Origin of the sequence: Acinetobacter sp. RIT698 (genome assembly GCF_009668065.1) — a bacterium.
Lineage (GTDB): Bacteria > Pseudomonadota > Gammaproteobacteria > Pseudomonadales > Moraxellaceae > Acinetobacter > Acinetobacter guillouiae.
On sequence record NZ_WJYH01000119.1, the window covers coordinates 1 to 927 of the forward strand.

1 protein-coding gene is annotated in these 927 nt (G+C 40.1%); it reads right to left on the minus strand.

Features of this window, described 5'->3' with window-relative positions; translation table 11 throughout:
- Nucleotides 1-927: MBG domain-containing protein (locus tag GJV03_RS21600; RefSeq protein WP_171501895.1), on the minus strand; the 927-nt coding region annotated here is incomplete at both ends.

Sequence of the window (927 nt, forward strand, 5' to 3'; positions counted from 1 at the left end):
ACTATTGGTGTACTGACCAGCATCTTTAGCCGTAACTGTTGCACTTACACCTGAGAGTACTGATGTATCTTCACCATTGACTAAACCTGTTGCAGTAAAACCAACAGCCGTTTGATCTTTACCGTTATAGGTGGTTGATACACTATTGGCTGTTACTGTTGCTTTAGCTTTGGCGATATCCAAAGAGCCATTAACAAAACTGAGCTCATAGTTCTTATCTATACCTGTGGCTGTATTAGCATAACTACCAGCATCTTTACCTGTGACAGTTGCCGAAACATCTGACAATACAGTTGTAGTTTCGCCATTGACCAAGCCTGTTGCACTAAAGCCAGCAGCTGTTTGATCTTTACCATTATAAGTAGTTGATATGCTATTGGCGGTTACAGTGGCTTTAGCCTTAGCAATATCCAAAGAGCCATCAATAAGCGTTAGATCATAGTTCTTGTCTACACCTGTTACTATGTTGTTGTATTTGCCTGCATCTTTAGCAGTAACTGTTGCAGTTACGTCTGATAGTACTGATTCAGTTTCACCATTAACTAAGCCTGTTGCAGTAAAGCCAGCAGCAGTTTGATCTTTACCATTATAAATAGTTGATACGCTATTGGCAGTTACGGTGGCTTTAGCTTTGGCGATATCTAAGGAACCATCAACAAAACTTAACTCATAGTTTTTATCTAGACCTGTTGCTGTATTGGTGTATTGACCTGCATCTTTAGCGGTAACTGTTGCACTTACACCTGAGAGTACTGATTCAGTTTCACCATTGACCAAACCTATTGCACTAAAGCCAGCAGCTGTCTGATCTTTACCATTATAGACGGTATTTAAACTATTGGCTGTCACTGTCGCTTTGGCTTTTGCAATATCCAATGAACCATCAACAAAGCTTAGCTCATAGTTTTTATCTAGACCCGTTGCACT